The sequence below is a fragment of the Corynebacterium sp. LaCa_205 genome (assembly GCF_057458085.1).
The window spans coordinates 1,795,517-1,816,156 of record NZ_CP190931.1 but is presented as its reverse complement, the minus strand read 5'-3'; the positions used below and the strand labels follow the sequence as shown (position 1 = coordinate 1,816,156).

The following is a 20,640-nucleotide window of genomic DNA, read 5'->3' as shown; positions in this document are numbered from 1 at the left end:
GTAAAAGTTCTCCACCAGCCTACCGCGAAGGCCCGTCGCTCGCTGCTAGCCACCGTTAAGGGGTAAAGCTCGATTTGCTGTAGAACAGCTCTTTTCATAAACAGGAATTCGCGCTAGTTTAAAGAGGTGGACATAAACGCGCGTAGGGACTCGGCCGCGGCCTCAGCAGTAGCGCTGGCCGCGCTATTTACCGCGAGTATTTCGGCAGAATCGAGTAACCAGAACACCGGTGTTGCTACTACGCAGAAAGCTTCAGCTTGGTCCGAGGATTGCTAGATAGTACCGGGAAGGTGTAGTCACCGTCCCAGCTTTGTGCATGCGGGTTTAGCGTCACGTTCACCTTTTTGTAACTTTAGCTAGATATTATGCGTGGGAATTCGTTACTAGTGAAAGGTTTCCACGTTGAACTATCGGAATAAACTCCGCCCGGCAGTTCGCGCACTCGCCTTGTGCGCGGCCACCGGACTGACCATAACGCTGGCACCGGCTGCCAGCGCCGCCCTCCCCGTGGCCGTGCCACAGCTCCGCGAGCCTGTTACCCAGCAGACCACCGGCGCTCCTCCGGTCCAGCACCCCGGTGCCCCGGTTCCAGAGCCGTTTAGCACGGACTATATCGCGGGCTTTGAATCCGATGTTTCCTCTTATCAATTTGGCAACTACTGGCAGGTAGTCCAGCTTTTTGATCACATCAAGGCTCAGCCAGAAATCCGCCAAGAAAATATGGACAAGGCCGTGGCCATCAATAACGCCGCAGCCGGTGACCCCGCTTTGATCCGCCGCGCGCAGGCCGATGCCAAGGCCAGCTCGACGAGCGTGCTCAACGCCGTTTCTGACTCGATGGGCAAGAACCTAGGCGATGCCTTCCGCGCTGCCTTGGCCGAGCACCGCCTGCCCAAGACCGAATACCTCCTAGGAAATGGCTATGCGGCCCGCGCAGGCGGACTGGCCAATTCCACGATGTCGGAGAAGTACTACTTCAACTATCAACGCCCGTACCAGCGCGCGCCGCAGGCGATTAAGCGCTATGACGATGGCTCCAAGGATCTCTATCCCACCTCGCCAGCCTTCCCTTCGGGCCATACCAATCAGGCAACGTGGATTACCACGCTGATGTCCTTCATGCTGCCTGAGGTAGGCCCACAGCTCATGCTGCGCGGCGCGGAGGCCGGCAACCACCGCGTAGTACTGGGCGTGCATTACCCGCTGGATGTCATCGGTGGGCGCATGACAGGCCAGGCCGCCGCGGCTGACCGCTTGAATGACAAGCGCATGCGCAATGCCCTGTGGCAAGCCTCGATGGAAGTGCGCAAGGAAATTAAGTGGCGCACCGGCAAGACGGTGGAAGAATTGGTGGCCCAGGATCGGGTAGAGGGCACCGACTATCGGTCCACCCAGGATGCGGTGGAGCAATACTCCAAGCTCATGGACTATGACTTTGCCCCGCGCTACCGAACCGACGCCCCGATGGTAGTTCCGCAGGCCGCTCCAGTGCTGCTTGCCGCATCCCATCCAGAGCTCAGCTGGGACCAGCGCGCCGAGGTGCTGCGCCAGACCGCGCGTCCAGCCGGCAACCCATTGGATTGGCAAGCAGAGGGAGGCTCGTGGCAGCGTCTCGATCTAGCCCGCGCCATGGCGGCCAGGGTGACCATCGCCCCAGACGGCGGCGTGAGCGTCAGCGGCTAGAACGCTCCAATACCTGAGCGGGGGTACAGCTCTCCCGCACATGGTTCAATTTAGAAATATCTCCGTCACTCTAAAGGAAAAGATTAGTGACTAAGCCCAAAATAATGACCGTTTACGGCACCCGGCCGGAGGCCATTAAGGTCGCCCCCGTCGTTAAGGCGCTGGATAATGATGAGCGCTTTGAATCCATTCCGGTTTCTACTGGTCAGCACAAGGAGATGCTGGAGCAGGTCAACACCATGTTTGGCATTACCCCGAAGCATGATTTGGGGCTTATGAAGCCGGGCCAGGGACTCAATGAGATTGTGTCCCGCGCAATTGCGGGTCTGGATTCCATCATCGAAGAAGAAAAGCCGGACGTCATTATCTCCCAGGGCGATACCTCTACGGCTATGGCTGCAGCACTTGCCGGTTTCCATCGCGGGGTCAAGATCGTTCACCTTGAAGCCGGTTTGCGTACCGGCGATATCCACTCGCCGTTCCCAGAAGAAGCTAACCGTAAGCTCATTGGCCAGGTAGCCGAGCTGCATCTGGCTCCAACCGCAGGCTCGATGGAGAACCTGCGCCGCGAGAATGTGCGTTCCAAGGACATTGTGGTCACCGGTAATACCGTCATTGACGCTCTGCTGGAAGCAGCATCGTGGGACACGAAGTTCGCAGACCCTGCCCTGCAGGAAGCCGCAGAGTCCGATAAGCGGCTTGTAGTAGTTACCACCCACCGCCGCGAGAACCTTGAGGCGATGAAGGAGATCGGTGGCGCAGTTAAGGACTTGGCAAAAGCCTATCCGGAGATTAACTTCGCATTGCCGCTGCACCTCAACCCCAAGGTGCGCCAGGCGGTCCTGCCGGAGGTCGAGCACCTGCCAAATATCATCATCACGGATCCGCTGCCTTATGACCAGTTCACGCAGCTACAAAACCGTGCCACCATCATCCTGACTGACTCTGGCGGAGTCCAGGAGGAGGCACCAGCATTGGGCAAGCCGGTGCTAGTCATGCGCCAAAACACCGAGCGCCCCGAAGCCGTCGTTGCCGGCACGGTTAAGCTGGTGGGCACTAATCGCGAGCTCATTGTGGCAGAGGCAAAGCTTTTGCTTTCCGACGCCGCCGCATTCGACGCCATGGCCAACGCCGTCAATCCTTATGGTGACGGCAAGGGCGCGCAGCGTGCTATTGCGGCTATCGCAGAGTTGACCGGGGTAGGCGAGCGCGTAGAGGATTTTCTGCCGGAGGCAGGTTCCTCTAAGGGGCCCAAAGGCGAGGAATCACTCGCGCGCCTGCCGGAGAAAGCGGATATATTAAAGGTATGAAACCGCTGGATATCCGCTGTAACCACCGAGAGCGCATGAAAGCTGCAGACATTTTAGGAGATGCGCTTTCGGCAGGGCAGATTGACCTCGATGATTTTGAAAAACGCTCGGCCGCCTGCGTTAATGCGACGACTCGCGCTGAGCTCATCGAGCCGCTGGCTGACCTTGTAGAGGACCCAGAAATTCTCCTGTTCGGGCAAGAACGAAAAATCGCAAAGGCCTATGCGGGCCAGCAAGAATCCAAAGCCATCGCCAAGGTGGAGCAGGCTATCCGCCAGGTGCAGCCGAGCGTGCAGGAGACCCGCTCCCTTGCGGTGGGGATCTTCGGCGGGTCTACTGTCAGCGGCGGGGCAGTAGCTCGTTCTCTGACGGCGTTGGGCTTTTTCGGTGGCGTGGACATCGATCTCACGGGCGTCGCCCTGCACAGTCGTACTACCACCATCAACGCGGCGGGCGTCTTTGGTGGCGTCGATGTTTATATTCCCGAAGGCTTCCGCGTCCACGTCAGCGGCGTTGGACTCTTTGGCGGACATGACCTCAAGGTAGAGAACGGCGCCATCCATCCGAATGACCTCCCAGTAGACGCGCCAGAAATTATTGTGAACTGCTATAGCCTCTTCGGCGGCGTAGACGTTCACGTGGGGCGCCGCTACGGCGAGTAACCAAGCGCGATTGTAGTGCAAGCAACCACTTGCACTAATGAGCGTGGGCCAGTGCTTAGTCGGCCTCGATGATCGCTGCTAGACCTTGTCCGCCTCCAATGCACATGGTAACCAGCGCGAGCTTACCGCCGGTGCGGTGAAGGTGATGCGCGGCGGTGACGACGATGCGGGCACCGGTAGCACCCACGGGATGGCCGAGCGAAATGCCAGAACCGTGAGGGTTGAAGCGCGGATCATCTGCCGAAATGTCCCATTCTTTGAGTACAGCCAGCGCTTGGGCGGCAAAGGCCTCATTGAGCTCAATGAGGTCAAGATCATCGAAGGTGATGCCGAGGCGATCCATAACCTTGCGGGAAGCCTCCACCGGGCCGATACCCATGCGTTCCGGATCCACGCCGGCTAGGGCCCATCCCTTGAGCGTGACCATTGGGGTAAGACCCAGCTCCTCGGCTTTTTCACGGGTAGTCACTAGGACGGCCGCGGCACCATCGTTTTGGCCCGAGGCATTACCGGCGGTAACCGTTGCCTCTTCGTCCTCCTTGCGCATGACCGCGCGCAGTTTAGATAGCTTGTCTGTACTGGAATCTGGGCGGACATGTTCATCCTTGTCTACGACGATAGGCTCCCCCTTGCGCTGGGGGACGGTGACGGGGATGATTTCGGCGTCGAAAAGCGATTGTTCCTGTGCAGCGGCGGCATTGCGGTGGGAACGTGCAGCGAGCTCGTCTTGGGCGACGCGCTCGATGGAGTATTCGCGGCGGAGATTTTCGGCGGTCTCAATCATGCCGCCGGCAATCGGGTGGTGCTTTCCGCCGGCGGCCTCGCGGGCTTCTTGGAGGCGATCGCGAAAGATCATATTTCCTCCCTTTGCTCCCCAGCGTACATCCGCATCAACGGTGTATTCGGTGCGGGACATAGACTCCGCGCCGCCGGCGATGATGACATCGGCAGCGCCAGTAGCAATGTGGGCACCTGCGGTAATAATGGCCTGCAGACCCGATCCGCAGCGGCGATCGAGCTGCATACCAGGCACGGTGGTGGGCAGGCCAGCGTCTAAGGCAGCCACGCGGCCCAAAGCGGGTGCGGCACCATTAGGGGAGCCTTGGCCCAAGATGACGTCATCGATTTTGGTGGGGTCGATACCGGACTCTTCCACAATGGTCTTGACCACGAGGCTAGCTAATTCTTGGACGGGGACGGACTTTAGCGCGCCACCATAACGGCCGACGGGGGTGCGCTTGGGGTAGCAAAGGACTACGTCGCGGGTGTGCATGATAATTCTCCTTTAAGAAAGTTCGGTGGTGGCAAGGTCATGGGAGATTGCCTTGCAGGTTGCGATGAGCTCCGGCAGGATGCGCGTGGTGAGATCCTCAGTGGAATAGACGGATGTTTGGGTTGAGACATTGATGGCTGCAGCAGTGCGGCCCGAACCATCGCGAATAGGAACTGCAATGGAACGCAGGCCCTTCTCCAGCTCTTGGTCTACGATGACCCAACCGCGTTTCCGGATCTCCGCTAGGCGCGCCTGAAGATCTGCGGGTGCGGTGAGCGTGTGAGGGGTGACTTTCTCCAGCGACGCCGTTTCTAGGAATTCGTCCAACTGCGATGGAGTGAGATCCGCTAACAGTACCTGTCCCATTGAGGTCGCGTGCGCGGGAAAGCGGGTGCCGATGGTGATATTGGTGGCCATGATGCGGTGTGCAGCGGCGCGGGCAATATAAACCACGGTGTCCCTATCCAACACACTGACAGAGCAGGATTCATCGAGTTTGGTGGATAACTCCCTCAAATGGGGCTGGGCAATATCGGGAAGACCCAAACTCGATAAGTAGGAATAGCCCAGTTCCAAAACCCGGGGGGTAAGCCAAAACTCAGAGCCATCCGTGCGCGCGTACCCCTCCGTTACCAAGGTGTGCAAAAAACGACGTGCAGTGGCACGTGCTAGCCCTGTGACCTCGGCAACCTGGGCCAGAGTCTGGCGTGGGCGCTCGCCATTAAAAGAGTGCAAAACGGCTAATCCGCGGGCGAGTGACTGCACCGTGGGGGTGTCGTTCAAGGTGTGGTCTCCGATTCTAGAAATTGATGAAGTGGCCTACATCTCGTAATTGTATCCAAAAGTGTTCGCATTGTGAACCCTTGTGCAACATATGAACCACACGTAGGCTGAAGCCATGTTAGATAAAGTCATCGACTCAGTAGAAAATGCCGTAGCAGATATTCCAGACGGCGCTTCCATTGCGGTGGGCGGATTCGGGCTCGTGGGAATTCCGGCGCGTCTAATTGATGCTCTGCGTGAACTCGGCTCTGGAGACCTCACCATCATTTCCAATAATCTTGGTACCGACGATTTCGGGCTCGGGCTCTTGCTTAAAGATCATCGCATTTCCCGCTCTATTGGTTCCTATCTCGGAACGAATAAGGAGTACGCCCGCCAGTATCTCGAAGGAGAACTGACTGTGGAATTTACCCCGCAGGGAACGTTGGCAGAGCGTATGCGTGCCGGCGGTGCTGGCATTCCCGCCTTCTATACCAAGGCCGGCGTGGGAACCCCGCTTGCGGAAGGGGATATCCCCACCCGCTATAACCCGGATGGGTCCATAGCACAGACTTCTAAGCCGAAGGAAACTCGTGAGTTTAACGGCGAGCTCTACGTGCTGGAGGAGGCACTGACCCCAGATTTTGCCTTCGTTCATGCCGCTCGCGCAGATCGATACGGCAACCTAGCTTTTGCCAAGACTGCGCAGAACTTTAACCCGGATGCCGCTCGTTGCGCTGATATCACCATTGTGCAGGCAGAAGAATTGGTGGAGGCGATTCCGCCGGCCGAGGTTGACGTGCCGGGCATCTACGTCGATCGCGTCGTAGAAGTGGGAAAGCAAGAAACTGGAATCGAATTTAGGACGGTGAGCAAGTAAATGACCTGGTCACGTGAAGAAATGGCGGCTCGGGCCGCACAGGAATTGAAAAACGGCGACTACGTCAACCTAGGAATTGGCATGCCAACGTTGATTCCTGGATTCCTCCCAGAGGGCCTCGAAGTGGTGCTTCATTCTGAAAATGGCATCTTGGGCGTAGGTCCGTACCCGGCCGAAGATAAGGTGGACCCGGAACTTATCAATGCTGGCAAAGAGACCATCACTGCTGCTCCCGGAGCTTCATTCTTTTCTTCTTCGGAATCCTTTGGAATGATTCGATCACGCGCTATCGACGTAGCGGTACTTGGTGCCATGGAAGTATCCCAATTCGGAGACCTTGCCAATTGGATGATTCCGGGCAAGATGATCAAAGGTATGGGCGGTGCCATGGATTTGGTTCATGGCGCCAAACGCATCGTGGTGATGATGCAGCACGTGTCCAAACATGGCAAGTCCAAAATCCTTTCAGAATGCCAACTGCCGCTCACCGGCGCGCGTTGCGTGGATCTTATTATTACGGACCGCGCCGTCTTCGAGGTTGATGAGTTAGAAGGTCTGACCTTAGTTCAGATGGCTGAGGGGGAGACTGAGGACTCCATCCGCGAGGTTACTGATGCCCCATTCACGCTGGACCTGTCTTAGTCCTGAACTGTTCCCGAAAGCCCGCCTTCTAGCACCCGGAAGGCGGGCTTTCTTTTTCATTTCTAATGAGTGGGGTTCTTTGGTGCTGAATTAGCTAAAGGCTGGGCCGAAATGATTTATGCTTCGGCCCAGCCCTAGGTGGGAATGAGAGAGGTACTAGTTAGACATCGCGTAGGTCTACACCCTTGGTTTCAGGGAGAATGTACATGCTAATGATGGTGAGGACGCATAGGGCGATGACATAAAAGCCAGAGGCCCACGCCAGATCGTGCGCGACAAACCACTGGTAGATATAGGGCGCGGTTCCGCCAAAGACAGCTACAGAGAGGGAGTATGCAAGACCGATACTATGCGTGCGCTGGGCGGTAGGGAAGACCTCGGACATGATGGAAGATAGCAGCGCACCACCGGCGGCGACGATAATCACGCCTACAGTAGAAGCGACGAACAGGGTCCACGGACGGGAATCGATCAACGCCATGAGTGGGATTTGCAAAACGGCCATACCTACCGCGCAGATATAGATGACGGGTTTGCGCCCAATCTTGTCCGAGAGACTGCCCCACAGCGGTAGAGCGATAAGGCCAGCAACTTGAGCAACCACCGTGACCCAGTACGCGCCTTGTGTGGTCATTCCTTCGTGGCTAATGGCATAGGTAGAAACGTAGGAGGTCCACGTGTAGTGCGCGGAAGTAACGCCGGAGACCATGCCGATAACGAGCAGGATATTGATCCAAGCCGGACGAGTAGCGGAGGCAGATTGAGGGATTGCTGCGCGCTCCTTGCGCGCTGGGGTGTCTACGCTGGGCTCGGAACTGTCAATTTCCTTGAAGTGATCAGACTCTTTCATGTGGCGGCGTAGGTATAGCGCTACACAGGCAGAGAGCGCGCAGAGGAAGAAGGGGATGCGCCAACCCCATGAGGCAAGTTGGTCATCATTGAGTACGAGGGAGATTAGGCCGCCGAGCACGTAGGCGATGACGGAGCCACCGAAAATGGAAACGTAGACCATAGAGCCCCATTTACCGCGGTGGGCGTTGGGGGCGATTTCTGGGATATAGCTATTGGCGGCAGCTGATTCACCGCCGTGGGCGAAGCCCTGCAGGATACGGATCACCAAAAGACCCACAGAGGACCAAATGCCGATCTGCTCATAGGTGGGCATGACTCCGATGATCGCGGAGGCGATGGCCATCATGATGATGGTCATCATAAGTACGGATTTTCGGCCGCGCTTATCTGCTACGCGGCCGAAGACGATTCCTCCGAGTGGACGCACCAGGAAACCAACGGCAAAAACGCCGAAGGTAGCTAAAAGGGCGGAGGTGGAGTCGCCCTTATTGAACATTGCGGTGGCAATGAATGGGGCAAAGACTGCATAGGAGCTCCACTCATACCACTCTAGGATTTGCCCGGTAAGGCTGGCTCCTAGGGATTTGACGTCGGTGGTAGAAGCTGCGTTTTTGCCGGATTCGGTATCTGGTGGCGATGTCGGTTTGGTGGTGGATGTCATGAGTTCTCCTTGTAATGGGACCGGGACGGTTGGGAAAAATATTACCTAGATCACACAAATGGGCGGCGAGGATCCAAAGTATTGAGATCGTCTGACGCTATTGATGTTGTTTACCGCGTGAGAAACTGCACGTGATGAACCCCTTTCGGGGACAACCTGTGGTTAGATTTATGGTTCGCATTGTGAACTTGGGTGCGCATTGTGACCCCACTTGGGGGTAGTTGGGTAAATGTCTAGCGTTTCTGAGCTTGGATAACGGCGGGAAAGCCCTCCTTAGGTAAAAGTTTTAGGTTCACAGTGGTGGACACTGGTGTAGCGTGTGACACATGACACGGACGGAAAGGTATGAGTCCTAAGCCACCCGAGTCTTGTCGGAGCCACACCCTAAGGAGGGATTTATGACTGCTCTTAGTCCCGAGGAATTGAGCACAGAAAGCCTCGCCGAAGTCATGGCCGCGGGCGGACGCCCAGCCGATAGCGAGCGTGAAATTAAGATCATCGATACCACCCTGCGCGATGCGCACCAGAGTATCTGGGCCACCCGCATGACCACGGAACACATCCTTTCTCTGCTGGATGACATCACCAATGCCGGGTTCGAGCACGTTGACCTAGTTGCCCCCATTCAGTTCGACGTGGCCGTGCGGTATCTCAAAGAGGATCCGTGGGAACGTGTGCGCCTCGTCCACGAGCATGCCGCCCCCGGTACTAAGTTCCGCGCGCTGATTCGCTCCAAGAATCTAGCATCCTTTGACTTCCTGCCGGATGATGCCATCCTTAACTGGACTGAACGCCTTTATGCCAACGGCTTCCGTGTCATTGGTTCTTTTGATGGGCTCAATGACATCGACAACATTGACAAGGGCCTCAAGCTTGCCAAGGAACTTGGCGCTGAGACCTTTGGTGCGCTGTCCTACTGCCTTAGCCCAGTGCACACCGATGAGCTCTACAAGCAAAAGGCGGAGGAGCTGCTTGAACGCACCGACGTCGACCGCATCATGCTGAAGGACGCCGGCGGATTGCTCACTCCGGACCGCATGAGAACCCTTATCCCGGCTATCCGCAGCTCCATTGGAGAAGATATCCCGCTGGAGGTACACACCCACTCCCTGACCGGCTTGTCCCCATTGACCTATCTCTTTGGCGCGGAGTTGGGCGTGGATTCCATTCACACCTCCATCGCTCCGCTTGCCAACGGCCCCGGTCAGCCTGCGACCCAGGCCTTGGTACGAGATCTGCGGGCGCTCGGCTATACCGTCAACGTTGACGATGATCGCATCGCCTCTGCCAGCGACCGGATCCAAGAAATCGCCGATACTGAGGATAAGCCGGTGGGTGTGCCGCGTGCTTTCGACGGCCTCCACTACATGCACCAGCTGCCAGGCGGCATGCTGACGAACTTCGAATCTCAGCTGGAAACTGCGGGCCTAGGAGACCGATTTGAGGAGCTTCTCTATGAGGTGGCTCGCGTGCGAGAAGAGCTGGCATACCCCATCATGATTACGCCATTTGCCCAGTTCGTGGGTACACAGGCCGTCATGAATGTGATGACTGGTGAGCGCTACTCCGTGGTCCCAAATGAGATTAAGAAGTATGCCCTGGGCTACTACGGTGAACCTCTGGCCCCGCTGGACCCAGAGGTATTGGAAAAGATCCTGGCCAACGGTTCCTCCGAAATCACCGAGGAAATCCCAGAACTCAAGCCAGTACTGCCGGGCCTGAAAGAGGCGCATCCGGACGAGGACATCGACACCCTGCTTTTGCGCGTTATGTTCGCCGGCAGCCAAGTCGATGAAATGAAGCGCTTCGTAGCTGAGGGCCGCGCCGGCGAGGGCGAAGGCGTCAAAGGAGGCGTCTTGACCTCCCTCGTCCAGCAAATCTACAACTCTTCCGATACCACCGACTTCCACCTCAAGACCTCTGACCTGGAAATTAACCTCACTAAAGGAGAAAAGTAATCATGACTGATACCACCAACCTGCAGGATCTGAAGGCCCTCCTGAAGTGGGCCAACCTTTCCGATGACATCCAGGAGCTGCAGATCAAGTATGGCGACATCGAACTCGCCATGTCCCGCACGCCTGGCGGCCTCGACCGCCCAGCCCCGGCTCCGGCACCAGCTGCCGCGCCTGCAGCTGCTCCATCCGCATCCCCAGCAGAGCAAGCTCCCGTACAGCAGGCGCCGGCCCAAGCGGAGCCTGCACCAGCTCCCGCTGCACAAGAACCCGCTGCTCAGGAGGAGCCAAAGGCTTCCGGAGCTCCGGCAGCAGAGGGCGAGACTGTCACCGCGCCTATGGTTGGTACCTACTATGCTTCCCCGAAGCCGGGCGCAGACCCATTCGTCAAGGTTGGCGATGAGGTCGAGGTAGGACAGGTGCTGTGCATCGTCGAGGTTATGAAGCTGATGAACAATATTGAGGCCAAGTTCGCCGGAACGGTCAAGGAAATCCTCGTGGATAACGAGGATGCCGTTGAGCACGGCCAGCCACTTATGATCATCGAACCAAAGTAAGCCCCGTTCCCGCACAACGATCTGGAGGAAAACATGTCAGATCTCTTAAATAGCGTTCTGATTGCCAACCGCGGTGAGATCGCATTGCGTGTTATCCGCGCCTGCAAGGAGCTGGGGATAAAATCCATCCTCGTCTACTCTGAGGGTGATAAGGATTCCTTGCCCGTTAAACTAGCTGATAAGGCCGTTTGCATCGGCCCAGCCAACGCCGCGAAAAGCTATAACAGCCCCGAGCTCATCCTTTCTGCAGCAATGGCTTTTAAGGCCGACGCCATTCACCCCGGCTACGGATTCCTATCTGAAAAGCCTGACTTTGTACGAATGGTAGAAGAAGAAAACATCGGCTTTGTCGGCCCCTCTGCCGAACACATCGGTTTGATGGGAGATAAGATCGAGGCAAAGCGCATCGCGCAAGCCGCCGGCGTGCCTACTGTGCCCGGCTCCGATGGCGTAGTCACCGAAATTGATGAGGCAATGGAAGTTGCCCGAAATACGGGCTTCCCGCTGCTTATTAAGGCGGCAGCCGGCGGCGGTGGTCGTGGCATGCGTGTGGTTGAATCCGAGGACACGCTGGAAAAAGATCTCAATGAGATCATGAACGAGGCCGAATCGGCGTTCAACGATCCCTCGGTGTACATCGAGCGCTATCTCACCGATATTAGGCACATTGAGATTCAGGTGCTTTCGGATGGAGAGAACGTCGTGGCCTTGGGAGAGCGTGACTGTACCTCCCAGCGCCGTAACCAGAAGCTTATTGAGGAAGGCCCGTCCCCGGTCCTGACCGAGGAACTCCGAGCGGGTATGCAGGAAGCTGCCATCAACCTGTGCAAGGAAGTTAAATACAAAAACGCCGGTACCATCGAGTTCGTCTTCGACAACACGGAAAACAAGTACTACTTCATCGAGATGAATACCCGTATCCAAGTCGAGCACCCGGTCACGGAAATGATCACCGGCGTGGACCTCATCAAGGAGCAGCTACGCATTGCCTCCGGACAGAAGTTGTCCATCAGGCAGGACGATATTGAGATACGCGGCCACGCTATTGAATGCCGCATCAATGCTGAGGACCCGAACCAAAACTTCGCTCCTCGCCCCGGCAAGATCGAACACTATCGCGTTCCAGGCGGCTTTGGTGTACGCATGGATACCCACATCGAAACCGGCTACACCATCCCACCTTTCTATGATTCTATGGTCGGCAAACTTATCGTGTGGGCAGAAGATCGCGATGAAGCCATCGCTCGAATGCTGCGCGCTATCGATGAGTTAGAGGTGGAGGGCGTGGTGACGACTGCGCCGTTCCAGGCGATGTTGCTCGATAGCGAAAAGTTCCGCAGCGGTGAGTTCAATACCGGTTATGTGGCCAAGCTACTGGAGAACACTGACTCCATTCCCGCGGATTAATAAATCTTCTGGTAGCTAGCCCGCACCATCTCATGGCAGTGCTGCCGCCACTCCGAGAGTGCAGGTCCCACAACCCTGGGCCTGCACTTTCAGTGTTTCTGCATTGTGCAATGTGGCAGAAACCATGCTTGGCGATGCCCCAGCTGCTTATAAGAAAGGACGCCCTATGTTGGTCATTGCCGCCCTGCTGGTCGGCGCCATAGTGCCGGTACAGACGGCCATTAATACGCGGTTTCGTGAAAGCGTTGGCTCCCCAATTGTGGCGGGATTCTTTTCCTTTATTATTGGCTTGTTCGTTTCTGCGCTTATTGCTCTTGCGCTCACCGGCCACCTAATTCCGGATTTAGCCACCGCTGCGCAACAGCCTTGGTGGGTGTGGCTCGGCGGGTTTATGGGAGTTTCCTTCATCGTGGGAAATATTCTGCTTTTCCCTCGCATCGGCAGCGTGGAGACCGTTATCTTGCCTATCTTGGGGCAGGTAACAATGGGCCTGCTTTGCGATACCACCGGCATATTTAATTCCCCACACGTTGGAGTCGGCCCGCTGCGCATCCTCGGGGTGGCCGTGGTGTTGGTGGGAATCGCGTTGGTATTGGAAATCGGGCGCGGTGCCGCTACTACGCACGCCACAGCCAGTGGTGTGAAGCTGTGGTTGTGGCGGCTTTTTGGGGTTCTTATTGGAATGGGCTCAGCAACCCAAACTGCTGTCAACGGCTTCCTCGGCCGTGCATTGGGCAGCCCCCTTCCCGCCGGCGAGATTTCTCTAGCGGTCGGCGTGCTTTTGCTTGCAGTGCTGTCTATTGTCCCCCTTGGTCCGCGGCGTGCTCTTTTCACCCGTCCCGCCCCTGGTCCATGGTGGATGTGGTTCGGTGGAGTGCTAGGGGCTCTCTTCGTGGTTGGCGGGGCTACGCTTTCTCCCATCTTGGGCACGGGAACAACCGTGATTGGATCGCTGGTGGGATCAATTGTGTGCGGTCAGGTAGTAGAGTCGCTCGGCTGGGGGCATGCGCGCCGGGGACTGCCCCCTATTCACCGCGTAGTGGGACTGGCCTTAGTCATCATTGGGGTCGTGATGGTGCGTTCGCTCTAAAACGTAGTGCCTTAGCGGCGCCAGCGCTCGAGCACCAGGCGTCTATCCAGTGACCGTGAAACGCAGGGCGCAAAGGCGCCGTCTGCATGCATTTGCTCATTAAAGACGGAATCTCGATGATCTGGCTCGCCTTCTATCACTTTCATAACGCAGGTGCTGCAGGTGCCTTCTAAACAACGTGACATCACCGGCAAGTCAGCTTCCTCGAGTGCCTCGAGTACAGTGACATTGGCTGGAACGTGTACGGTTTCCCCACAAAATTCCACGTCGAAAGCGCAATCGCCTGCACCGGCATTTTTCTCTCCGCTAAGCGCTTCCATATCAGGGTGGAAGTTTTCCCAGTGGAAATTCTGGTGGGGAAGATAGTCCAGCACTACCTCCTTTGCGCCGGACATGAACCCTTGCGGACCGCATACATAAAACACTGTTTCCTGCGGGGCTTGGGATAACAGGTGTCGGTAGATTTCTTCTTGCCGTGCACGGGGTGAGCCAAAAACTTCAATGAGACTATCACCGCATATGCTGCGCAATTGGGGCAGCAGTACGGCGCGGGTAATGCTAGAGGCGAAGTAGAGAACCATGAAGGGTTTGCCTTGGCGCTGTAGCGATTGGGCCATGGAAAGCATAGGCGCAATACCAACACCGGCGCCGGCGAGCACATAGTAGCTGGCGGTGTCAACGAGTTCGAAGTTATTGTGCGCTGGGGAGATAAGTAACTCATCGCCCGCGCGAAGTTGCATCATGACAAGGGAGCCACCCCGCGAATTCTCTTCGCGTTTGACGGCGATGCCGTAAGTTAAGTGTGCACCGGCGTTATAACTGGAGATCTCCTTGGATGGCATTTCAAAAACGGAGTACTGGCGCACTAATTCTATTTCTTCTGGCCCGGTGAGCGTGACGTCTACGTGGCAGCCGGGGGAGTAGTCGGGGAGTTCCTCTCCATCCTTTAAGCAGAATTCCAGCACCATAAGGTCATCAGCGACCGGGGTGACCTGTTGCACTGTGGCCCGCAGCCGCGAACCTTCGCTCCTTTTTGCTGTGCCTCGTGCCGGAGAGTGTTTTAAGGAAGTTTCGTCCATCGTGGCCCCTTTCTGCTAAATGGCGTGGGCGGAGCGAGGGAAGCCTGTGAAGCGTTCTAACGCTGTGCGGCTCATTCGCATTTCGCGGCACCACTTCACGCCATTCAGCTTTTAAAGTAATTGAGGACATAGTAGCCACTAACTGAGGTCTATGTCACTAATGTAGTAACACTGGGCCAGTTAAGCGCATTCGATACACCCACATGGGTGGGTGAAGGCTTCAAATTAAAAGATTTCCTGGCGCATCCTTCTGTCTTATTTCTCATGGTAGGGGGTGTAATTCAACCCCTTCTGTCCACTATTGAAAGTTTAAAGCAGAGCAAAATGGGTAAACCTCCGCGAATTCCATTGCGGTGCGATCTGACTATCTATACGATGACCACTACGTATTAAAGGTGACATGGAGCACACATTGTTCAACAGTGTGTGGCATGACACTTGAACTAAGAAAGAGAGTCACTGCAATGTCAACTCCCACCAAGCCCTTGGCGAGCGAAGCCACGCAGCCAGAGATTTTGCCGATGTCCGATAATCCTTATGAGGATTTCCGCTATTTTTACCGCGATGGAATGCCGCTGCGCCCGGCACCTAAGCGGCGCACCCCCACCCCGAGCTGGTCCGTGCTGCGCCATAATATTTTTGATTCTTGGCACTCAGTGGAAGATTCTTGGGAGGGCTACGGTACTGCGCAAACCCGCCTTTTAGATGACCACATGTGGCAAACCGATGAGACGGGTGAGAAGCTCGCCCAAGCCTTCCGTCGCGATGGTGCGAAGGAATCGCGGAAGAAATTCGAGCAGGCGCTAAATCAGGGTATCGATACTGTGCGTGAACCTGCCCCTGAGTTGGTGGAGTTTTTCCAAGAAGTAGATCGGATCCCAAGTTGGCTAGATCTCGAGGCCGCCGAACGCGGGCGCGTAGCCTATTACAACGTCACCCGCACCTCAGAGATTCTTGCTATCGCCTTTGCTTATTGGGCAACTACGTTGGAGGATCGCACCTCTGCGGCCACGGGTGAGACCGGCATGTTTGAGTTCCAAGCCATGCAGCGGTCCATCGAGACTGCACAGTTCTTTGTGGATTTGGGCAAAAAGAACGTCTTCGAGCGTTTTGGTGAGGGCCGTAAGGCGGCGGTTCGCGTGCGTTTGCTCCATGCCCAGGCAAACCGCGGATTGGAAAAGATGTGGGGTCCGGAGCACTATAACGAATTCGGGCGTCCAATCGGCTCCAGTTTCCTCGTCTCTGGAGAAGGCTGGTTTGGCATGATGCCGCTTGCAATCGACGAGTTCTTTGGCCGTCCGCATAGCGGCCAGGAGTGGGATGACGTGGCTCAGTATTGGGGATACATCCTCTACATGATGGGAGCGGAGGAACGCCTTATCCCTAAAACTGGCGATGAAATGCGCAAGATGACTGATTACATCTATGGCAATGGCGGATATTCCTCTGCTTACCACGAGCGTGTGGCTACCGCGCTGATGTCCATCCTGGAAAGCCTCAACCCCCTCGTGCCGCACGTTGCCCTTGGCGCACTATCTACCATCTGCGGCGAGAAAGACACCAAGTTTATGGTGCAGGGCACACGCTGGGAAAAGATCAACTTTAGGCCTTGGGCCATCCTCTTCAAGGCGGCCGCTAAAGCGGAAGCTCGTGCGGCCCGAGTTCGGGACAAGCTGCCAGGTGCGAAAAGGGCCAGGATAAAGCGTGCCAATAATGGCAAACCCCCTTGGACTGCGGTGACGGAGGTGATCAAAGACTACATCGCTAAGAACGAACCAGATACCAAGTCCGATTACACCTTGCACGATGACTCGAAAGAAGCCCGCAGCTAAACCGGCTTCACCAACTCTCACCAGACTATAAGGAGAAACCACAATGAATGCACCAGCACCGTTGAGTGCCGTAAATGAATGGCCGGCCGGCCGCGGTAGCCGCGAAGAATTTGTGGCCAAGTATGGCACGCAGCGCGCAGACCGCTACCAAGAGGCCTTCTGGGCTATGGATCCCGTGGCAGACGCTCTATTCACCAGCGGTCATACGGTTAAGGAAATCATGCCCAACCTGCGCGAGGCCTTAGCTCGCGGCACCGCCGATGACAATACCCTGCCTGAGGTAGCGGCATTGATTGAGGATATGACCAAGGCACTTGCGGGTCTAGACGCGGAAAAGCTTGAGCGCGGTCGCCGCACCTACCTATCCATCCCGCCGTTGAGCCATGGTCTGGCATTGGGCCCTGGTTCCTTGGTACATACGTATGCTACCCCGGCCATCGCTGACCTTTTGGTTAACACCGGCGAGCTTACTGACGGTGCCGTCAAGCGCCTTGCCTACACCACAAACTGGACCTATTCGCTCTACCTGCCGGATGCTTTGCAGCCAGGAGGGGAAGGCTTTATTCATACAGGCATGGTGCGCGCGATTCACGCTCATGTGCGCCGCGTACATAACCGCAAGGGTTTGGACTATTCCGACTATGGTGCGCCGATTAGTGAATTCGACATGCTGCGCACCTGGTTCGACTTCACGTATATCCCATATGCCGGGCTGCGTCGTATGGGCTGGCAACTCACCGCGGAAGAAGAAAAGGAGGTGTTCTATCTGTGGAAGATAGTCGGCCGCATGTTGGGAATCCGTCCCGATCTCTTCCGCGGCGAGGATGGCGTAGAGGCCTCACAAGAGACCATGGACGCCATCCATGCCGTCGACGGCGAGATTAACGAGGCTGCCCGCCAGCTTGTCGATGCCTTGATGTCTGGCTTCGTTGTCAATGCTAGGGAACTCACTGGTTTCCCAGAAGACACACTTGCAGATTGGACCGCTGCGCATGTGCGCATCATCCACGGCGATGAGGTGGCTGATGCCTGTGGCGTGGCGCAGTCCGTGATGCAGCCCATCTTGGAGATGGAAGCCCCACTAGTACAAGAACGTTTTGACCTGCTGCGCCAAGACAAAGAAGCCCTCGAGGCGGAAATCCAGAAGAATGAGGACATGGTCCGCCAGATGCTTACCCGTGATGCCACCTACATGAAGCAGGATGAGGGCGTGAAAATGAAGGACGGCTCGATGGCCGTCGGCGCTTAAATCGGTGACATGGATAACAAAAGTCGCGTACTGTTGTGACAGGCACAATGCCTTCGCGATGTACATCAATATCAACACCCCATAGGAAGGAAGTCCCGATGTCTAAGGGCTACGCAGTTACCAACCCCGCCACAAATGAAGTGGTAGAAACCTTCGATACCTTTACCGACGAGCAGATCCAGGATGCACTAGCCAAGTCTCACGAGGCCTTTCAAACCTGGCGTAAGACCCCAATTGACGAGCGCGCCAAGATTGTCTCCCGTGCTGCCGAGCTCTTTAAGGAGCGTAAGGGCGAACTAGCCAAGATTGAGGCCCAAGAAATGGGCAAGGCCACCCCGGAAGGGGAGTGGGAGATCAACTTCTCCGGCGATATCCTGCAGTTCTATGCGGATAATGCGGCAGAGCACAATAAAGACAAGCCAGTCGATGTACCCGGCGGAAAGGCCGTGGTTCGCCGCCTTCCCGTTGGCTCCCTCCTGGGCATCATGCCGTGGAACTATCCCATCTACCAGGTCGCCCGCTTTGCCGGACCGAACCTGATGAACGGCAATTGCATTTTGCTAAAGCATGCCGAAATTACCCCGAAGTCCGCCGCTGCTATCGAGGAGATCTTCCGCGAGGCTGGCCTGCCCGAGGGGTGTACATCAATATTTATGCCGACCATGACCAGATTGCGGACGTTATTGCTGATCCGCGCGTCCAGGGTGTTTCTCTCACTGGTTCTGAGCGTGCCGGCGCCGCCATTGCGGAAATCGCCGGCCGCAACCTTAAGAAGGCTGTGCTGGAGCTCGGCGGCACTGATCCGTATATTATTCTCGATGCCGCCGATATCACTAAGGCGGCTGAGGAAGCCTGGGTCAAGCGCATCGAGAACGTCGGCCAGGCCTGCACCTCCAATAAGCGCATCATCGTCATGGAGGATATCTACGACGAGTTTGTTGATGAAATGGTGCGCATCGCCGAGGGAATGGCACAAGGTGATCCTTCCAGCCCAGCGGATAACCAGTACTACCCAATGTCCTCGCGCAGCGCCGCAGAGAACTTAGACAAGCAGGTCCAGCGCGCCGTGGACAATGGCGCCACCATCCGTACCGGTGGCGAGCTGCATGAAACCGCGGCCTATTACACGCCAACCGTGCTTACCGACGTCCCCGTAGGCTCCGACTCCTACTATGAGGAGTTCTTCGGCCCTGTGGCCGAAATCTATAAGGTCTCTTCCGAAAAGGAAGCAGTGGAGCTAGCCAATAACTCCAACTACGGTCTGGGCGGCGCCGTCTTCTCTGAGGACACCGAGCGTGCCACCAACGTGGCTGACCAGATCGATACCGGAATGATCCACGTCAACCTAGGACAGTACTTCTCCCCAGTGCTGCCTTTCGGCGGAATCAAGAATTCCGGCTACGGCCGCGAACTTTCTGTCTTTGCCCTAGATGAGTTCGTAAATAAGCAGTATCTGTACATCAACGACTAGGCCACAAGCCGTTCTAGCTCAGAGGTAATAGGGCTCAATACAAAAGTACCCGCTTAGCAAAGCTAAGCGGGATTTTTGCTCCTCCAACTGGGCTCGAACCAGTGACCTAAACCCTATTTAACCTGCATAAACACCCTTTTCAAGCCCTACGTGACGACAATCTGACGACATCTGAAATCTTTTCATCCACAGCGCTGCCCACCGCCTCCAAATCCTCATCAAACAATTCAGCGTAAATATCAAGCGTCATCGCCGCTGAAGAATGGCCGAGCTCACGCTGGATAACTTTCACATTCGCCCCAGCCGACACCATCAACCCGGCGGCCACATGCCTAAGACCATGCGGAGTCACACGCGGAAAATCCGGGTACTTATCCATACACCTATCCAACGCGTTGTAGTACCACTTGCCATGCGTAGGCGGCTTCATCGGCGAACCATCACGACGCGGCCATAACAACTCATCCGGGCTTTTACCTTCCATTACCGGTATAAGCATCCGCATCACCGACGCCGGCACAGCCACTTCGCGTACCTCATGCGTCTTAGGCGTGCCAATAACCACTTCGGTGCCTACTGTGACGGCGTTTCGTTCAATGCTGATTCGGTTTCGCGTGACGTCTATGTCGCGGACTCTGAGGGCTGCTGCTTCGCCCCAGCGAAGCCCCACGGTGCCTAGTAGCCATACGAGTTCTTTGTACTTAGTGCATTCGTTAACGAGTAGTCCGAGTTGTTCTGCGGTGAGGTATATCTTTTTTGCGGCGGTTTTGCGGGGTAGTTTAATTCCTCGGGCTGGGTTGTTTCGTATGGCTTTGTCCATTACCGCTAAGTCGAGGATTTGGGCTAGTACGGCGTGTGCTTGTCGTACGAGTGAGGCTGATTTGTCCAGTGATGAGACCCAGACTTGTACTTCTGATGGTTTGATGCTTGATATTTGGCGGTTCCCCCATTGTGGTTTCACGTGGTTTCGCCATATAGCGAGCATGTCGTATTTAGTCTTTGGTTTGAGGTGGGTGATGTTCGTGAGCCATGGGACAGCCATTTGTTCGACGGTGATTTTGCCGGCGGTGGGATTTATCCAGTCGTTTTCGCGTATATTGACTGCGTTTTTGTCGGCCCATGCTCGCGCTTCGTTTTTGGTGCGGAATCCTCGTTTTGTGTGGGATGTGCCGTTTGGGTCGCGGTACTGGACCCGCCAGGACTTTCCTTTTGCGGTCTTATAGGACTTGATTGAAGACATGATAGAGATCTTTGTGTTGTATAAAAGCCCCGGCA

16 protein-coding genes and 1 pseudogene are annotated in these 20,640 nt (G+C 56.2%); 12 read left to right on the top strand and 5 right to left on the bottom strand.

The features are described from left to right. The first annotated feature begins 402 nt into the window (after positions 1-402). From ACP8J1_RS08780 to ACP8J1_RS08770, 3 genes are all read left to right on the top strand, one after another. The gene (locus ACP8J1_RS08780) at positions 403-1,683 is read left to right on the top strand and encodes an acid phosphatase (protein ID WP_023021012.1); all 1,281 of its coding nucleotides are present in this window, start codon (positions 403-405) and stop codon (positions 1,681-1,683) included. 86 nt (positions 1,684-1,769) lie between these two features. Further along, a complete protein-coding gene (wecB, locus tag ACP8J1_RS08775) occupies positions 1,770-2,993 on the top strand; it encodes a non-hydrolyzing UDP-N-acetylglucosamine 2-epimerase (protein ID WP_023021013.1) in 1,224 nt (407 codons plus the stop codon). Next, on the top strand, positions 2,990-3,655 hold the full coding sequence (locus ACP8J1_RS08770) for a DUF1707 SHOCT-like domain-containing protein (RefSeq protein ID WP_023021014.1): 666 nt from the start codon (positions 2,990-2,992) through the stop codon (positions 3,653-3,655). The genes wecB and ACP8J1_RS08770 overlap by 4 nt, the downstream gene beginning before the upstream one ends. Before the next feature lie 55 nt (positions 3,656-3,710). Here the strand turns inward: ACP8J1_RS08770 and ACP8J1_RS08765 are convergent, their stop codons facing one another. Together ACP8J1_RS08765 and ACP8J1_RS08760 are read right to left on the bottom strand one after the other, a co-directional pair. Then, positions 3,711-4,928 (bottom strand): acetyl-CoA C-acetyltransferase, encoded by a 1,218-nt coding sequence (locus ACP8J1_RS08765; RefSeq protein ID WP_023021015.1) that lies wholly within the window; start codon positions 4,926-4,928, stop codon positions 3,711-3,713. 12 nt (positions 4,929-4,940) lie between these two features. After that, the gene (locus ACP8J1_RS08760) at positions 4,941-5,711 is read right to left on the bottom strand and encodes an IclR family transcriptional regulator domain-containing protein (RefSeq protein ID WP_023021016.1); all 771 of its coding nucleotides are present in this window, start codon (positions 5,709-5,711) and stop codon (positions 4,941-4,943) included. A gap of 115 nt (positions 5,712-5,826) precedes the next feature. Here ACP8J1_RS08760 and ACP8J1_RS08755 point away from each other — a divergent pair, with 115 nt between their 5' ends. Both ACP8J1_RS08755 and ACP8J1_RS08750 read left to right on the top strand, forming a co-directional pair. Beyond that, positions 5,827-6,570, top strand: coding sequence for a CoA transferase subunit A (locus tag ACP8J1_RS08755; RefSeq protein ID WP_023021017.1), 744 nt, complete (start codon positions 5,827-5,829; stop codon positions 6,568-6,570). Beyond that, complete coding sequence (locus tag ACP8J1_RS08750) at positions 6,571-7,212, top strand: 3-oxoacid CoA-transferase subunit B (RefSeq protein WP_023021018.1); 642 nt, start codon at positions 6,571-6,573, stop codon at positions 7,210-7,212. It begins immediately after the preceding gene. A gap of 160 nt (positions 7,213-7,372) precedes the next feature. On the opposite strand, the gene ACP8J1_RS08745 is transcribed toward ACP8J1_RS08750, so the two are convergent. Further along, the gene (locus tag ACP8J1_RS08745) at positions 7,373-8,725 is read right to left on the bottom strand and encodes an MFS transporter (protein ID WP_023021019.1); all 1,353 of its coding nucleotides are present in this window, start codon (positions 8,723-8,725) and stop codon (positions 7,373-7,375) included. Positions 8,726-9,123: 398 nt separating this feature from the next. Between ACP8J1_RS08745 and ACP8J1_RS08740 the strand changes: the two genes are divergently transcribed. The 4 genes from ACP8J1_RS08740 (at position 9,124) to ACP8J1_RS08725 (ending at position 13,734) form a co-directional block, all read left to right on the top strand. After that, positions 9,124-10,683 carry a hypothetical protein gene (locus ACP8J1_RS08740; RefSeq protein ID WP_023021020.1) on the top strand — a complete coding sequence of 520 codons (1,560 nt, stop codon included), beginning with the start codon at positions 9,124-9,126 and terminating at the stop codon, positions 10,681-10,683. Positions 10,684-10,685: 2 nt separating this feature from the next. Next, complete coding sequence (gene accB / locus ACP8J1_RS08735; protein WP_023021021.1) at positions 10,686-11,237, top strand: acetyl-CoA carboxylase biotin carboxyl carrier protein; 552 nt, start codon at positions 10,686-10,688, stop codon at positions 11,235-11,237. Positions 11,238-11,270: 33 nt separating this feature from the next. Further along, positions 11,271-12,644, top strand: coding sequence for an acetyl-CoA carboxylase biotin carboxylase subunit (accC, locus tag ACP8J1_RS08730; RefSeq protein WP_023021022.1), 1,374 nt, complete (start codon positions 11,271-11,273; stop codon positions 12,642-12,644). Between the two features lie 112 nt (positions 12,645-12,756). After that, on the top strand, positions 12,757-13,734 hold the full coding sequence (locus ACP8J1_RS08725) for a DMT family transporter (protein WP_232212606.1): 978 nt from the start codon (positions 12,757-12,759) through the stop codon (positions 13,732-13,734). Between the two features lie 11 nt (positions 13,735-13,745). Here ACP8J1_RS08725 and ACP8J1_RS08720 read toward each other — a convergent pair whose 3' ends face one another. Then, positions 13,746-14,813 (bottom strand): PDR/VanB family oxidoreductase, encoded by a 1,068-nt coding sequence (locus tag ACP8J1_RS08720; RefSeq protein WP_023021024.1) that lies wholly within the window; start codon positions 14,811-14,813, stop codon positions 13,746-13,748. A 464-nt stretch (positions 14,814-15,277) separates the two neighbouring features. On the opposite strand from ACP8J1_RS08720, the gene ACP8J1_RS08715 reads away from it, so the two are divergent. The 3 genes and pseudogenes from ACP8J1_RS08715 (at position 15,278) to ACP8J1_RS08705 (ending at position 19,365) form a co-directional block, all read left to right on the top strand. Beyond that, on the top strand, positions 15,278-16,645 hold the full coding sequence (locus ACP8J1_RS08715) for an oxygenase MpaB family protein (RefSeq protein WP_023021025.1): 1,368 nt from the start codon (positions 15,278-15,280) through the stop codon (positions 16,643-16,645). Positions 16,646-16,688: 43 nt separating this feature from the next. Continuing rightward, positions 16,689-17,894 (top strand): oxygenase MpaB family protein, encoded by a 1,206-nt coding sequence (locus ACP8J1_RS08710; RefSeq protein ID WP_023021026.1) that lies wholly within the window; start codon positions 16,689-16,691, stop codon positions 17,892-17,894. Positions 17,895-17,941: 47 nt separating this feature from the next. Continuing rightward, positions 17,942-19,365, top strand: a pseudogene (locus tag ACP8J1_RS08705) (NAD-dependent succinate-semialdehyde dehydrogenase). 139 nt (positions 19,366-19,504) lie between these two features. On the opposite strand, the gene ACP8J1_RS08700 reads toward ACP8J1_RS08705, so the two are convergent. Further along, complete coding sequence (locus ACP8J1_RS08700) at positions 19,505-20,605, bottom strand: tyrosine-type recombinase/integrase (RefSeq protein WP_023021028.1); 1,101 nt, start codon at positions 20,603-20,605, stop codon at positions 19,505-19,507. Positions 20,606-20,640 lie beyond the last annotated feature (35 nt).

Coding starts and splice junctions, on each gene's coding strand:
- ACP8J1_RS08745 (WP_023021019.1), bottom strand. CDS start 8,725: ATGACATCCACCACCAAACCGACATCGCCACCAGATACCGAATCCGGC.
- ACP8J1_RS08700 (WP_023021028.1), bottom strand. CDS start 20,605: ATGTCTTCAATCAAGTCCTATAAGACCGCAAAAGGAAAGTCCTGGCGG.
- ACP8J1_RS08765 (WP_023021015.1), bottom strand. CDS start 4,928: ATGCACACCCGCGACGTAGTCCTTTGCTACCCCAAGCGCACCCCCGTC.
- accB (WP_023021021.1), top strand. CDS start 10,686: ATGACTGATACCACCAACCTGCAGGATCTGAAGGCCCTCCTGAAGTGG.
- ACP8J1_RS08755 (WP_023021017.1), top strand. CDS start 5,827: ATGTTAGATAAAGTCATCGACTCAGTAGAAAATGCCGTAGCAGATATT.
- ACP8J1_RS08720 (WP_023021024.1), bottom strand. CDS start 14,813: ATGGACGAAACTTCCTTAAAACACTCTCCGGCACGAGGCACAGCAAAA.
- ACP8J1_RS08740 (WP_023021020.1), top strand. CDS start 9,124: ATGACTGCTCTTAGTCCCGAGGAATTGAGCACAGAAAGCCTCGCCGAA.
- accC (WP_023021022.1), top strand. CDS start 11,271: ATGTCAGATCTCTTAAATAGCGTTCTGATTGCCAACCGCGGTGAGATC.
- ACP8J1_RS08715 (WP_023021025.1), top strand. CDS start 15,278: ATGTCAACTCCCACCAAGCCCTTGGCGAGCGAAGCCACGCAGCCAGAG.
- ACP8J1_RS08710 (WP_023021026.1), top strand. CDS start 16,689: ATGAATGCACCAGCACCGTTGAGTGCCGTAAATGAATGGCCGGCCGGC.
- ACP8J1_RS08770 (WP_023021014.1), top strand. CDS start 2,990: ATGAAACCGCTGGATATCCGCTGTAACCACCGAGAGCGCATGAAAGCT.
- ACP8J1_RS08750 (WP_023021018.1), top strand. CDS start 6,571: ATGACCTGGTCACGTGAAGAAATGGCGGCTCGGGCCGCACAGGAATTG.